The organism is Cellulomonas iranensis NBRC 101100 = JCM 18110 (genome assembly GCF_001552375.1).
Taxonomy (GTDB): Bacteria; Actinomycetota; Actinomycetes; order Actinomycetales; family Cellulomonadaceae; genus Cellulomonas; species Cellulomonas iranensis.
Genome location: NZ_BCRB01000090.1, coordinates 1 through 13,988, shown reverse-complemented (window position 1 = coordinate 13,988; position 13,988 = coordinate 1). Strand labels below are relative to the sequence as shown.

The window sequence follows — 13,988 nt, the reverse complement described above, 5'->3', positions numbered from 1 at the left end:
CGCGCCGCGTGCCGCCACGGCCACCCGGCCCGCCGCCGGGCCGTCCGTCCGGCCCGCGGGGCCCCGCCCGTCGCCGACCGGCCCGCGCACCGCACCTCCTGTCGGCGCCTCGCACCGCCGCCGCGGTCGTCGCGTCACCGCGCTGGTGGCCGTCGTGGTGCTCGTCGTCCTCGTCGCCTGGCCGGTCGGCCTGCTCGTCTGGGCGAACGGACGCCTGCAGCACACGCCGGCCCTGTCCGGTGCGCCCGACACCCCCGGGACGACGTACCTGCTCGCCGGCTCCGACGCGCGTGGGGACGACGGCGGCGTGGCCGACGACGGCACGGAAGGGCAGCGGACGGACACCATCCTGCTGCTGCACGTGCCGGCCGACGGTCCGACGGCGCTGATCTCGCTGCCCCGCGACACCTACGTCGACATCCCCGGGCACGGCGCGTCCAAGCTCAACGCCGCCTTCGCCTGGGGCGGCGCGCCGCTGCTCGTGCAGACCGTCGAGGGCCTGACGGGTCTCACGGTCGACCACTACGTGGAGATCGGCATGGGCGGGGTCGCGCACCTCGTCGACGCGGTCGGGGGTGTGAACCTCTGCTACGACGCCGACGTGAACGACGCGGACTCGGGCATGGTGTGGACCGCGGGGTGCCACGACGTGGACGGGACCGCCGCCCTGGCGTTCGCGCGCATGCGCAAGTCCGACCCGACGGGCGACGTCGGACGTGCGCTGCGCCAGCGCCAGCTCATCGGTGCCGTGATGGGCAAGGTCAGCCCGCGCTCGTTGGCCTTCGACCCGCGTGCGCAGGTCTCGCTCGCGGAGGCGGGCACGGGGGCGATGACGTTCGACGAGCAGGCCGACGTCCTCGACGTCGCCCGGCTCGCCCTCGCGTTCCGTGACGCCAACGCCGAGGGGGGCGTCACCGGCACGCCGCCGATCGCGAGCATGGACTACCGACCCGGCAACGTCGGCTCGACCGTCCTGCTCGACCCGGACCGCGCGCCCGACTTCTTCGTCGCCCTGCGTGACGGCACGCTGCCCCCGGGCCAGGTCGGGGGGCCGCCCGGGTCCTAGGCGCCGGACCGCGGCGCTCGACGCACCGCCCGGCCCGCCCCGCCGGCAGCGGCACCGAGGACCCTCGGGCCGGCGTTCAGGCGTGCGAGGAGCGCGTCCCGACCCCGGGTGAGGGCCGCCTCGACGCGCCGCCGCAGCACCGGTGCCCACCGCGCCTCGACGAGACGGTGCACGACCCAGGCGAGCCCGAACGAGAACGCGACCGCGGCGAGCACCGCCAGCCACGCGGGCACGTGCTCGACCGTCCGCGAGATCAGCCACAGCCCCCAGTACTGGTGCACCAGGTACACCGGGTAGGTGAGAGCGGCGGCGCTCACGAGCCACGTGCGGTCCAGCCGCGGCAGGGGGACGACGGCGACGACCGCGACGAGCACGACGCACGCGGCGAGCGCGGCCGCGACGCCCGCCGTCGACGGGACCACGCCCGTGGTGTGCTCGAGCCCCCGCACCGTCACCGGGGTGCGCAGCACGACCGCGAGCGCCGTGTTCACGACCACGACCAGCCACGGCGCGACCGCGTGCCCGTCGCGGTGCACGAGGTAGAGCGCCATGCCGGCGGCGAACAGCGGCGCGTAGTCGCTCACGAGCAGCTCGGCCAGGTCGGCGGCGCCGAGCCGCTGGACGAGCAGCGCGACGGGCGGCCACAGCAGCGCGACCGTCAGGACCCGGCGCCGCGTCACACCCACCAGGACCAGGAGCCCCATGAGCAGGTAGAACCTCAGCTCGGCCCACAGCGTCCAGTAGACGCCGTCGACGTGGTCGACCCCCACGACCGCCTGGAGCATCGTGAGGTTCGCCGCGACCTGCCCGGGGGTCACGTGCTTGCCCTCGGGCCAGACGAGGAGCAGCAGCGCCCCGGTCAGCAGCACCGCCACCCAGTACGACGGGTACAGCCGTCCGATCCGCGAGGCGACGACGGCGACCGTCGTGCGGCCCCACGCGGTCATGAGGATGACGAAACCGGAGATGACGAAGAAGAGCTCCGGTCCCAGCGACCCGTAGGACGCCCACCTGGTCACCACGTCGGGCACGAGGTCGGGCTGCGCGTCGCCCCACGCCGACGTGCGGCGCGCCGTGAAGTGGTAGACGACGACGCCGACGGCGGCGACGAGGCGCAGCAGGTCGAGCGAGACGAGGCGCGCCGGCGGCGACGGAGCGGCGGGAGCGCCCGTCGACGCGGCGGTCGGTGCGAGTACCACCCACCGACGGTAGGTGCGGCACGCCGGGTCCGCAGGTCGAACGTCCAGCGGTCACGCGGACCGGCGGCGCGTCGGGTCAGGCGGTGAAGCCGGTCGCGGGTCCCGCAGCCCGCGCGCGGAGCCGCTCGCCCTTCGCGTCGGCCTGCGCACGCAGGCCGTCCTGGAAGTCCGTCATCGCGTCCCGGAGCCGCTCGGCCTGCGAGCCGGTGCCGGCGGCGAGGATCCGCACCGCCAGCAGGCCGGCGTTGCGCGCCCCGCCGACCGAGACGGTCGCGACCGGCACGCCGGCCGGCATCTGCACGATCGACAGCAGGGAGTCCATGCCGTCGAGGTGCGCGAGGGGCACCGGGACCCCGACCACGGGCAGGGGCGTCACGGCGGCCAGCATGCCCGGCAGGTGCGCCGCCCCGCCCGCGCCGGCGACGAGGACGCGCAGGCCGCGTCCGGCGGCGTCCCGCCCGTACGCGACCATCTTGTCAGGCTGCCGGTGCGCCGACACGACGTCGACCTCGACCGGCACGCCGAACTCGGCGAGCGCGTCGACGGCCGCCGACATCACCGGCCAGTCCGAGTCCGATCCCATGACCACACCGACGAGGGGTGCCTCGCTCATGCCGCGCCTCCGTTCCGGGGTCGCTCGCCGCGCAGTCGCGCGGCAGCGGCGCGCGCGCGTGCGCGCACGTCGTCCAGGTCGTCGCCGGACACGTTGACGTGCCCGAGCTTGCGGCCCGGGCGGACCTGCTTGCCGTACAGGTGGACGCGCGCGCCCGGGTCCGCGCCGAGCACGTCGGCGAGCGCGTCGGTCGGGTCCTCGAGCGCGCTGCCGAGCACGTTCGCCATGACCGTCCAGCGCGCCCGCGGCGTCACGTCCCCGAGCGGCAGGTCGAGGACGGCACGCAGGTGCTGCTCGAACTGGCCGGTGACGGCGCCGTCCATCGTCCAGTGACCCGAGTTGTGGGGGCGCATCGCGAGCTCGTTCACGAGCACCTGCGGCGCACCGCCGTCGGGGTCGGCCACCTCGAACAGCTCGACCGCGAGGACGCCGGTCACCCCGAGCCCGTCCGCGACCGTGCGCGCGACGCGCTCGGCCTGCGCCGCGGTGGCCGGGTCGAGGTCCGGCGCGGGCGCCACGACCTCGGCGCACACGCCGTCGCGCTGGAGGGACTCGACGACCGGCCACACGGCGCTCCGGCCCGACGGTGTGCGCGCGACCAGCACCGCGAGCTCGCGCGTGAACGGGACGAGCTCCTCGGCGAGCAGCGCCGGGCCGGTGCCGTCGGCCGCCGCGGCGCACCAGGCGAGGACGTCGTCGGGCAGCGGGCCGGCGTCGACGACCCGGACGCCCTTGCCGTCGTACCCGCCCCGCGCGGTCTTCACCACGGCACGGCCGCCCGACGCGGCGCGGAAGCGCTCGAGGTCGGCGACGTCGGCGACGGGCGCCCAGCGGGGGCACGGCACCCCGAGCGCGGTGAGGCGCCGCCGCATGACGACCTTGTCCTGCGCGTGCACGAGGGCGTCCGGCCCGGGGTGGACCGGCACGCCGCGTGCGGCCACGGCGGCCAGCACCGGTGCGGGGACGTGCTCGTGCTCGAACGTGAGGACGTGAGCGCCCTCGACGAGGGCCAGGACGGCGTCCAGGTCGGCGGCCGCGCCGACCGGGGCGTCCGCCACGGCCTGCGCCGCGGACCCGTCGGCGGATTCGGCCAGGACCCGCAGGTGCAGCCCGAGCGCCGTCGCGGGGCCCGCCATCATGCGGGCGAGCTGCCCGCCGCCGACGACGGCCACGGTCGGAGGAGTCACGGGCGCAGAGCCTAGTCGCTGCCGCGCGCCGCGCCGTCCGCGTCCACGTCAGGGCACCGAGCCCTGGACGACGCGACCGTGGCCGGCGACGACGAGCGCACCGTCCGCGGCCGGCACGAAGGCCGCGCGCCCGGCGTGCAGGGCGAGCTCGGCACCCGCGGCGGACCGCAGCACGACGTCGCCCTCGAGGCAGACGACGACGCGCGGCCCGACGCCGGGGAGGCGGACGACGCCACCGCCCGGCACCTGCGTCACCGAGAGCTCGAAGTCGTCGACCGGCACGTAGTACACCTCGGTCGCGTCGTAGACGCGCTCGGGCGCGATGCGGATGGGCGGCGCGGCCACGCAGTCGACGGCGCGCAGCAGCTCGGGGATGTCGACGTGCTTGGACGTCAGGCCCGCGCGCAGCACGTTGTCGGAGTTCGCCATGATCTCGACCGCGAAGCCGTCGAGGTAGGCGTGCACGGCGCCGGCCGGGACGAACAGGGCCTCTCCCGGGCGCAGCGAGACCGGGTTGAGCAGGACCGCGGTCACCGCGCCGGGGTCGCCGGGGTAGGCACGCTCGAGCACGTCGACCGCGCGGTCGGTGCGCGGCGACGGCGAGCCGGCGACGAGGCGCGCACGGAACTCGTCGGCGAGCTCGGAGACCTCGCGGGGCGTCGGGCGCGTGCCCTCGCCGACGAGCCGCGTGAACGCCTCGCGGACCCCGGACGGCGTCGGGTCGGCGGTCACGGTCTTGTGCAGCTGCCGCGCGACGGGGTGGTCGAGCCCGCGCAGGATCTCGGCGGTCCGACGAGGTGCGCGGAACCCCACGAGCGCCTCGAAGGGCGAGAGCGCGTACACGAGCTCCGGCTTGTGGTTGCGGTCCCGGTACGCACGCCGCGGGTCGTCGAGCGCGACGCCGCGCGCGTCCTCACGCCCGTACCCGTCCTGCGCGAGCTCGATGCTCGGGTGCACCTGCAACGACAGCGGACGTGCCGCGGCGATCAGCTTGAGGAGGAACGGGAGCTGCGGACCGAACCGCGACGCCACGTCGGGGCCGAGCAGCGCAGCCGGGTCCTGCGCGATCGCGACGTCGAGCGGCTCACCCGCGGGGCCGCCGACGAGCGACGGCGCGGACGGGTGGCCGCCGAACCACGCCTCGGCGACCGGGCCGCCGTCGGGAGCGGTCCCGAGCGCCTCCGGGATGGCCGTCGACGACCCCCAGGCGTAGGTCTGGAACGACGGTGCGAGCTCCTGCACGGATCCCCCTCCTCACGGCGACGTCCTGACGACGTGCCAGGGAGCCTAGCCGCGAAGCGCGCCGACGACCGCGCGGTGTGACCCGTTTTGCCCGTTTCACCCTCACCGACGGCGGTCGCGACGCACCGACACGACCGCGCCGCGCGGGAGCACCACGTCGGGACGCAACGACGCCGGCACGCCTGACAGGAACAGCGCGAACACGGCCGGGCGGCGCTGCGCGAGCTCGAGCCGGCCACCGTCGGCGTTCGCCAGGTCGCGCGCGAGCGCGAGCCCGAGACCCGTGCCGGCCCCCGAGGTGACGTCGCGCTCGAAGATGCGGGACGCGAGGTCGTCGGGCACGCCCGCGCCCTCGTCGCCGACCTCGACCACCACCGCGTGGGACGACCCGCCGGCGCGCGCCCGCACCGTCGTGGTGCCGTCCCCGTGCTTGAGCGAGTTCTCGATGAGCGTCGCGAGCACCTGCGCGAGCGCGCCCGGGGTCGCGAGCACCTGCGTCGACGGGTCGACGTCGACCACGAGACGACGCCCGGCCGCCGCGAAGGTGGGCGCCCACTCCTCCTCCTGCTGGTGCACGACCTCGACGAGCGGCACCGCCTCGGTGGTGCCGCCCTGCGCGCGGCGCGAGCTGGCCAGCAGGTCGTCGACCACGCGCACGAGGCGCTCGACCTGCTCGAGGGAGATGCGCGCCTCCTCGCGGACCTCCTCCTCGCCCGCCGCGAGCATGATCTCCTCGAGCCGCATCGACAGCGCGGTCAGCGGCGTGCGCAGCTGGTGCGACGCGTCGGACGCGAACTGCCGCTCGGCGGCGAGCCGGCCGGCCATGCGGTCGGCGCTGCGCGCGAGCTCGGCGGCCACGAGGTCGATCTCCTCGACGCCCGACGGCTCGAGCTGGGGCCGCACCTGCCCGGACCCCAGCTGCTCGGCGGACGCCGCGAGGTACACGAGCGGCGCGGCGAGCCGGTTGGCCTGCCAGATCGCCATCGCGATGCCCGCGGCGAACGCGACCACCGCCGCGACCACGACCAGCGCGATGACCTGCACCGACGGCCAGAAGACGTCCCACCAGGAGACGTACAGCAGGACGGTCGCGCCCGTGTCGGACGTGTCCTGGACCGTGAGCCGCCGCCCGTCGACCGCCGGACCGGCCCGGTACGTCTCGCCGTCGGCCGTGCGCACGACGACGGTCGCGGCGATGTCGCCCCCGCCGCCGGTGTACGGCTCGAGCATGCGGTTGGACAGCGCGATCTCGCGCTCGACGCGGAAGTCGACGGTCCGTGCGACCGAGACCGCGCGGACCTCGAGGTTGCGCACCTCGTTCTCCCGCACCAGCTGCGCCCCCAGGAAGGCCAGCGGGAAGCCGAGCAGCACGACCGCGACGGTCACCGCCGCGATGGTCGCCTGCAGGACCCGACGACGCACGTCAGACCTGGTCGAACGGGCCCGGCGGCGCGACCTCGGGCGCGGCGCCGCCGGTCTCGAAGCGGAAGCCCATGCCGCGCACGGTCGTCACGTAGCGCGGGGCGTTCGCGTCGTCGCCGAGCTTGCGCCGCAGCCACGACACGTGCATGTCGAGGGTCTTGGTCGACCCGGTCGGGTCGGAGCCCCACACCTCGCGCATGAGCGTCTCGCGCGCGACGACCGTGCCCGCCGCGGCCACGAGCACGCGCAGCAGGTCGAACTCCTTGGCGGTGAGGTGCAGCTCGCGCTCGCCCTGGAACGCGCGGTGGGCCGCGACGTCGACGCGCACGTCCTGCGCGTGCAGCTCGTCCTCGTCGGCCGGGTCGCCGACCGTGCGCCGCAGCAGCGCCCGCACGCGGGCGAGGAGCTCGGCGAGCCGGAACGGCTTGGTCACGTAGTCGTCGGCGCCCGCGTCGAGGCCCACGACGAGGTCGACCTCGTCCGCGCGGGCCGTCAGGACCAGGACCGGCGTCGTCAGCCCCTGCGCCCGGATCGCCCGGGCGACGTCGAGGCCGTCCATGTCGGGCAGCCCGAGGTCGAGGACGACGAGGTCGGCGCCCGCCGCACCGTCGATCGCGCCTTGACCCGTTCCTTGCACGCGCACGTCGTAGCCTTCACGCCCCAGCGCGCGCGCCAAAGGCTCGGCAATCGCGGGGTCGTCCTCGGCCAGCAGCACCTGGGTCATTCCGCCATGCTAGGTCACGTACTCCCCTCTCCCGCCAGCCCCAGGTCCCCGACGCGCCGAGAGGATCCACGCCGCGACGCCGGCCGCGGCCCGCGTCGCCGCCGCGCCCGCTGCACCCGTGGACGGACGCCGCCCGGCCGCACGATCAGCCCGCGGGCGCACGACCGCGGCCGTGACGCCGCCTACGCTCGTGGGATGTCGTGGTGGGACCGGATGTGGCAGTGGGAGGACCAGCACCGCTTCGGCGTCGACCTCACGATGGCGGCCCTGCTCACGGTGGTCCTGGTGCCGCCGTCGATCGGGCTCGTGGCGAACCAGCTGTCGGACCTGCCCGCGTTCGTCGTCTCGCTGAGCACGTTCGGCATGGTCGTGCCGCTGGCCTGGCGCCGCACCCGCCCCGCGGCGTCCGTCGCGATCGTCTACACGTGCGCGCTGCTGCACCTGGTCGCGCGGGTCCCGATGGTCCCGACGGACTTCGTGGTGCCCTTCGCGCTGTACTCGGCAGCGCTGCACGGCCCGCGCTGGGCGCACCGCACCGCCATGGCGGGAGCACTCGTGGGGTCGGCGGTCCTGGGCGGCATGATCGGCATGCCGTACTCCCCCGGCATCGCCGTGTTCATCGCGATGTTCGCGGGCAGCCTGTTCCTCGTCGCGTGGGCGTTCGGTCTCGTCCGGCGCAGCCGTCGCGAGCACCTCGAGGCGCTCGTCGACCGCGCGCAGCGGCTCGAGGTCGAGCGCGACCAGCAGGCGATCATCGCCACGGCCGCCGAGCGCGCGCGCATCGCGCGCGAGATGCACGACATCGTGGCGCACAGCCTCTCGGTGATCATCGCGCAGTCCGACGGCGGCCGGTACGCGGCCGTGCACGACCCCGACGCGGCGACGCGCGCGCTCGGCACGATCGCCGAGACGGGCCGCGCCGCGCTGACCGACATGCGCCGCCTGCTGGGCGTGCTCCGCGAGGCCCCGGCACCCGCGACGGCGGGCGCCCCCGGCGTCCTGCCGACCGCGACCGCCGACGACGCGCCCGACGTGCGCGCCTCGACCGCCACCGTGACGCCCCAGCCCTCGGTCGAGGACGTCGAGCAGCTCGTCGCGCAGATGCGCGCGAGCGGCATGCGCATCTCCCACGTGCGGCTGGGGCAGCCGCGCCACCTGCCGCCCGGTGCGGGGCTGACGATCTACCGGATCGCGCAGGAGTCCCTCACCAACATCCTCAAGCACGCCGGCCCCGACCCGTCCGTGACGGTCATGCTGCAGTGGCAGCCCACGGCCGTCGCGCTCGAGGTCAGCGACGACGGCCGCGGGGCGTCGGCCGGCACCGACGGGCTCGGGCAGGGGCTGCTCGGGATGCGCGAGCGCGCGACGATGTTCGGCGGCACCGTCACCGCGGGGCCCCGCCCCGGCGGCGGGTTCCGCGTGCGTGCGACGCTGCCCACACCCGGCGCGCCGGGCGAGCCCACCACGACACCTGCGGGAGGATCCCCCTCGTGAGCACCCCGAGCAGCGGCACCGTCCCGCCCGTCCGCGTCGCGCTCGTCGACGACCAGCAGCTCGTCCGCGCGGGCTTCCGCATGGTCATCGACTCGCAGCCCGACCTCGAGGTCGTCGTCGAGGCGGGTGACGGCGCGCAGGCCGTGCGCGCGCTGGACCCGGCGGCGCGCACCGCGACCGGGCCCGTCGACGTCGTGCTCATGGACGTCCGCATGCCCGCGATGGACGGCCTCGAGGCGACCGAGCGCATCGTGGCGAGGGCGACGCCCGAGCTGCCGGCCCCCAAGGTCATCGTGCTCACGACGTTCGACCTCGACGAGTACGTGCTCGCCGCGATCCGCGCCGGCGCGAGCGGCTTCCTGCTGAAGGACGCACCGCCCGAGGAGATGCTGGCGGCGATCCGGACCGTGCACCGCGGCGACGCCGTGATCGCGCCGTCGAGCACGCGCCGGCTCCTCGAGCACCTGGTCACGGCGCTGCCCGAGGACGAGGCGGCCGCGGCGGACCACCCCGCGCACCAGGCGGTCGCACAGCTGACGGACCGCGAGCGCGAGGTGCTCGTGCTCATGGCGCGCGGCCGCTCGAACACCGAGATCGGGCAGGACCTGTACGTCGCCGAGGCGACGGTCAAGACGCACGTGGGCCGCATCCTCGCCAAGCTCGGCGCGCGCGACCGCGTGCAGGCGGTCGTCACCGCGTACGAGACCGGGCTGGTCCGGCCCGGGGCCTGACCCGCGGGGCCGCAGGTCCGCCCCCTGGTCGCACCGCCCGTGCGGCCGTGGGATGACGGGGTCGGCCGCAGGACCCACCCACGGCGGGACGCGCCTCGGGGTCGTCGGACGCGAGGCTGGGTGCACACCTTCGAGACAGGAGCACCCCGTTGGACACCTCCGCCCCCCGCCCGCTCGACCGGCCGGCCGACGGCACCCCCGCGTCCCGTGCCCGTGCGCTCACCAAGGTCTACGGGTCCGGCGCGTCGGCCGTGCGTGCGCTCGACGGCGTCGACGTCGACTTCGCCACGGGCGCGTTCACCGCGATCATGGGCCCGTCGGGCTCGGGCAAGTCCACGCTCATGCACCTGATGGCGGGGCTCGACGACGCGACGTCCGGCGCGGTGCACCTCGGGCAGACCGAGATCACGTCGCTCAACGACGACGCGCTGACGCGTCTGCGCCGCGACCGCGTGGGCTTCGTCTTCCAGTCGTTCAACCTGCTGCCCATGCTCACGGCCGAGCAGAACATCGTGCTGCCGCTCGACCTGGCGGGCCGCAAGCCCGACAAGGCGTGGTTCGACACGCTCGTCGCGACCCTCGGGCTGCAGCAGCGGCTCACGCACCGGCCGAGCGAGCTGTCCGGCGGTCAGCAGCAGCGCGTCGCGATCGCGCGCGCGCTGATCACGCAGCCCGAGGTCGTGTTCGCGGACGAGCCGACCGGCAACCTCGACTCCCGCTCGGGCGCCGAGGTGCTGAGCTTCCTGCGCCGCTCGGTGCGCGAGCTGGGCCGCACGATCATCATGGTGACGCACGACCCGACGGCCGCCGCGTACGCCGACCGCGTGCTCCTGCTCGCCGACGGCCGCATCGCCGGCGACATCGCCGACCCGACGCCCGAGTCGGTGCTCGCGGGCCTCGAGGGCCTGCGCGTGCTCGAGGCGCCGGCCGGCACGCCGACCGGCGCGACCCCCGTGGTCCAGGCCCCCGCGGGGGGGCTGCGCTGATGCTGCGCCTCACCCTCGCCCAGATGCGGCGGAGCCTGCCCCGGCTCGTCGCGGCGGGCATCGCCATCGTGCTCGGCTCGGCGTTCGTGACCGCGACGCTCGCGGCCGGCGACGCGATCACGCGTGGCGGGTACGACTCGATCACGGCGCGGTACGGCACGGCGGACCTCGTGCTGCTGTCCGACTCCGGTGAGCTCACCGGTGCGGCGGAGCGCGTGCGCGACGTCCCCGGCGTCCGCGCCGCCGACCCGCTGCTCGCGAGCTGGGCGCGCTTCGAGAGCGGCCGCCGCACGGCCTCGCAGACCGTCGTGCCCGCACCCTCCGACCCCGGGCTCGCGTCGGTCGAGGTCGTCGACGGCCGCGCACCCGCCGCGCCCGGTGAGGTCGCGATCCCCGCACCGACCGCGGAACGCCTCGGCGTCGGCGTCGGCGACACCCTGACCACGAGCTGGACGGTGTGGCCAGAGACCGCCGACACGGTCGACGCCGCCGGGACCGACGAGCCGCAGACCGACCCGGAGCCCGTCGACATGACGGACGAGCTCACGCTCGTCGGACTGGTCGACGACCCGCGCGGGGCGTGGGCGGGCTACGGCGGCGCCGGGCTCGCGACGTTCGAGGACATCGCGCGCTGGAACGGCGCGGACGACCCGTCGGAGCTCGCGGTCATGGGCATGACCGTGGCCGTCGACGGCGACGTCGAGCAGGTGCGCACGGCGCTCGCGAGCGCGTTCCCGGACGGCGAGGTGCTGACGCGGGACGAGGCGGCCGAGAAGACCGTCAAGGAGTACACGGGCGGCGGCAACGCCATCATGATGCTCGTGCTCGGCTTCGCGGCGGTCGCGCTGCTGGTCGCGGCCCTGGTCATCTCGAACACGTTCCAGGTGCTCGTCGCGCAGCGCACGCGCATGCTCGCGCTGCTGCGGTGCGTCGGCGCGCGCCGCGGGCAGCTGCGCACGTCGGTGCTCCTCGAGGCCGCGATCCTCGGGGTCGCGGCGAGCGCGACCGGCGTGCTGCTGGGTCTCGGGCTCGCGCAGGGCGCGCTGTCGCTGCTGGCCCGCTCGCAGGGCGGTGTCCCGCTGCCCACGACCGCGCACCCGACGGTCGCGAACGTGCTGCTGCCGATCCTGGTGGGCACGCTGGTCACCGTGGGCGCGGCGTTCGTGCCGGCGCGTGCCGCGACCCGCGTCGCCCCCGTCGCCGCGCTGCGCCCGGCCGACGCGCCGAGCGTGCGGGCGCGCCCGGGCAGGATCCGGTTCGGCTTCTCGCTGCTGCTCACCGTGGGCGGCCTGGGTGCGCTCGTGGGCGCGGTCCTGCTCGCGCGCAAGGGCATCGGCGTCGACGGCATGCTGCCGCTGGCCGTCGGCGTGCTCGGCGGTGCGACGTCGTTCGTCGGGCTGCTGGTCGGTGCGGCGCTGTGGATCCCGAAGGTCGTGTCGGCCGTCGGCCGGCCCGTCGCCAGGATCTCGACGAGCGCGCGGCTCGCCGCCGCCAACACCGTGCGCAACCCGCGCCGGACCGCCGCGACCAGCACCGCGCTGGTCATCGGCGTGACGCTCGTGGTGATGATGACCACGGGCGCGACGTCGGCGCAGGTCTCGCTCGCGCGCGAGTTCGACGAGCGCGGGCCCGTCGACCTCGTGGTGCAGGGCTCCGACGGCGAGGCGTTCCCCGAGGACATGGTGCGCAAGATCGCCGAGGTCGACGGGGTCGCCGAGGTCGTGCCGACGCGCAGCGCGGTCGTCCAGAGCGAGAAGGAGGCGCCCGTGCAGGCGTTCGTGGTCGACGCGAGCGCGGCGCACCTGCTGCGGGACGCCCCCGCGGCCGACGCGATCGCCGCGGGCCGCAGCGTCGTGCCGGCGTGGTTCGCGGACGCGACCGGGTCCTCGGCGACCATGACGGGCCCGGGCGGCAGGACGCAGACCGTCCCGGTGACGACGCGCGGGGTCGACGACCTGCTGCTGACGCCCGAGGCGGCCGACCTCGTGGGGCTTCCGGACGCGGCGAGCTCGGTGCTCGTGCGGCTGTCCCCGGGTGCGGACGCCGCGCGGACGCTGCTCGACGTGAACGACCTGCTCGTCGAGCAGGACGTGGTGCTGACGAGCTCGGCCGCGGAGCGGCAGAGCAACGAGCAGATCATCGAGGTGACGCTCGCGGTCGTCATCGGGCTGCTGGGCGTCGCGGTGATCATCGCGCTCGTCGGCGTCGCGAACACGCTGTCGCTGTCGGTGATCGAGCGCCGCCGGGAGTCGGCGACGCTGCGTGCCGTGGGGCTGTCGCGACGCGGGCTGCGCTGGATGCTCGCGACCGAGGGCATGCTCATCGCGGGTGTCGGTGCACTCATCGGCACGGTGCTCGGCCTGCTCTACGGCTGGGCGGGGGCCGCGACGGTGTTCGGCGAGTTCGGGGACCTGCGCCTGCACGTCCCGTGGGCGCACGTCGCCGTGGTCATGGTCGTCGCGCTGCTGGCGGGGCTCGTGGCCTCGGCGCTGCCGGCGCGGTCGGCCGCGCGGACGCCGCCCGTGGCGGCCCTCGGCGTCGACTGAGGGTCCGGTGCCGCGACGGGTGGAGGGCCCGGCGCGGCACCGAACCGACCACGGCCCGGTGCAGGAAGACGTCGTCCACGTCGTCCCGCACCGGGCCGTGGTGCGTCACGCCGCGCGCGCGACGCTGGCGACGTGCGCCTCTCGCTGTCCTCGCCCCTCGACGGCCCCGACGAGCTCGACGTCGATGTGCTGCCCGGTCTGCCGCTGGGCGACCTGCGACGCCACCTCGCGGTGCTCACGGGCGACGCCGGGTGGGCGGGCCCCGGGGTCGCGCTGACGGTGGACGGCCACGCGCTCGCCGACGACCACCCCGTCGGCGCCCCGCCGCTGCTGCCCGGGGCGCGGCTCGCCCGTGGGCACGACCCACGCGCGGCCTCCGACGGGCTGGCCGAGGCCGTCGCCGCCGACGCGCACGTCGCGGTCGTCGCCGGGCCCGACGCGGGCCGCGTGCTCGCACTGCCCGACGGCGCGCAGATCGCGGTCCGCGGCCCGCACGGCCCGAGCACGCCGGGCCGACGGCACACCTGGCGGACGCCCCCCGGCCCGGGCGCCGCCCTGGTCGTCGACGACCCGACGCTCACCGGCCTGGTGCTGCGGGTCCGCCGTCGCGGGCGTCGCGTCAGGGTCCGCACCCGTCGTGGTCCGCGCCCGCGCGGGGACGTGACGACGCTCGGTGCGTCGACGCGCCCGTCGGCGTGGCGGCTGCCGGGACCGCCGGGCGGCGCGGCGTGGCGCGCCGACCGCCCGCTCCGCGTGGGGGCGTCGGTCCTCGAGGTCC

General features: G+C 76.1%; 12 protein-coding genes. 6 read left to right on the top strand and 6 right to left on the bottom strand.

What is annotated here, in order from left to right; genetic code table 11:
* On the top strand, nucleotides 1–1,066 hold a 1,066-nt coding region (locus tag CS2_RS15380; RefSeq protein WP_369691430.1), incomplete at its 5' end, for an LCP family protein.
* On the opposite strand, the gene CS2_RS15375 is transcribed toward CS2_RS15380, so the two are convergent.
* The 6 genes from CS2_RS15375 to CS2_RS15350 all read right to left on the bottom strand — a co-directional run bounded on the left by CS2_RS15375 (nucleotide 1,063) and on the right by CS2_RS15350 (nucleotide 7,453).
* Nucleotides 1,063–2,265, bottom strand: a complete 1,203-nt coding sequence (locus CS2_RS15375; RefSeq protein ID WP_070320642.1) for an acyltransferase family protein — start codon at nucleotides 2,263–2,265, stop codon at nucleotides 1,063–1,065. The genes CS2_RS15380 and CS2_RS15375 overlap by 4 nt on opposite strands.
* Nucleotides 2,266–2,341: 76 nt before the next feature.
* Nucleotides 2,342–2,878 (bottom strand): 5-(carboxyamino)imidazole ribonucleotide mutase, encoded by a 537-nt coding sequence (gene purE / locus CS2_RS15370; RefSeq protein ID WP_070320641.1) that lies wholly within the window; start codon nucleotides 2,876–2,878, stop codon nucleotides 2,342–2,344.
* Nucleotides 2,875–4,065 (bottom strand): 5-(carboxyamino)imidazole ribonucleotide synthase, encoded by a 1,191-nt coding sequence (locus tag CS2_RS15365; protein ID WP_082740280.1) that lies wholly within the window; start codon nucleotides 4,063–4,065, stop codon nucleotides 2,875–2,877. Before CS2_RS15365 ends, purE begins: the two co-directional genes overlap by 4 nt.
* A gap of 48 nt (nucleotides 4,066–4,113) precedes the next feature.
* Nucleotides 4,114–5,307, bottom strand: a complete 1,194-nt coding sequence (manA, locus tag CS2_RS15360; RefSeq protein ID WP_070320640.1) for a mannose-6-phosphate isomerase, class I — start codon at nucleotides 5,305–5,307, stop codon at nucleotides 4,114–4,116.
* A 102-nt stretch (nucleotides 5,308–5,409) separates the two neighbouring features.
* Nucleotides 5,410–6,729: a sensor histidine kinase gene (locus CS2_RS15355; protein WP_046528786.1), complete on the bottom strand. Its 1,320-nt coding sequence runs from the start codon at nucleotides 6,727–6,729 to the stop codon at nucleotides 5,410–5,412.
* A 1-nt stretch (nucleotide 6,730) separates the two neighbouring features.
* Nucleotides 6,731–7,453, bottom strand: a complete 723-nt coding sequence (locus CS2_RS15350; protein WP_046528787.1) for a response regulator transcription factor — start codon at nucleotides 7,451–7,453, stop codon at nucleotides 6,731–6,733.
* A gap of 195 nt (nucleotides 7,454–7,648) precedes the next feature.
* Here CS2_RS15350 and CS2_RS15345 point away from each other — a divergent pair, with 195 nt between their 5' ends.
* From CS2_RS15345 to CS2_RS15325, 5 genes are all read left to right on the top strand, one after another.
* Nucleotides 7,649–8,947, top strand: coding sequence for a sensor histidine kinase (locus CS2_RS15345; protein WP_070320639.1), 1,299 nt, complete (start codon nucleotides 7,649–7,651; stop codon nucleotides 8,945–8,947).
* Entirely contained in the window at nucleotides 8,944–9,678 is a 735-nt protein-coding gene (locus CS2_RS15340) for a response regulator (RefSeq protein WP_046528789.1), read from the top strand. Before CS2_RS15345 ends, CS2_RS15340 begins: the two co-directional genes overlap by 4 nt.
* A 149-nt stretch (nucleotides 9,679–9,827) precedes the next feature.
* Nucleotides 9,828–10,664 carry an ABC transporter ATP-binding protein gene (locus CS2_RS15335; RefSeq protein WP_070320638.1) on the top strand — a complete coding sequence of 279 codons (837 nt, stop codon included), beginning with the start codon at nucleotides 9,828–9,830 and terminating at the stop codon, nucleotides 10,662–10,664.
* Nucleotides 10,664–13,210, top strand: a complete 2,547-nt coding sequence (locus tag CS2_RS15330; protein WP_070320637.1) for an ABC transporter permease — start codon at nucleotides 10,664–10,666, stop codon at nucleotides 13,208–13,210. Before CS2_RS15335 ends, CS2_RS15330 begins: the two co-directional genes overlap by 1 nt.
* A 132-nt stretch (nucleotides 13,211–13,342) precedes the next feature.
* On the top strand, nucleotides 13,343–13,988 hold a 646-nt coding region (locus CS2_RS15325), incomplete at its 3' end, for a hypothetical protein (RefSeq protein ID WP_217997394.1).

What these genes read in the sequence shown, in the direction of transcription:
- CS2_RS15330 (WP_070320637.1), top strand. Translation starts at nt 10,664, where the DNA reads ATGCTGCGCCTCACCCTCGCCCAGATGCGGCGGAGCCTGCCCCGGCTC.
- CS2_RS15350 (WP_046528787.1), bottom strand. Translation starts at nt 7,453, where the DNA reads ATGACCCAGGTGCTGCTGGCCGAGGACGACCCCGCGATTGCCGAGCCT.
- purE (WP_070320641.1), bottom strand. Translation starts at nt 2,878, where the DNA reads ATGAGCGAGGCACCCCTCGTCGGTGTGGTCATGGGATCGGACTCGGAC.
- CS2_RS15345 (WP_070320639.1), top strand. Translation starts at nt 7,649, where the DNA reads ATGTCGTGGTGGGACCGGATGTGGCAGTGGGAGGACCAGCACCGCTTC.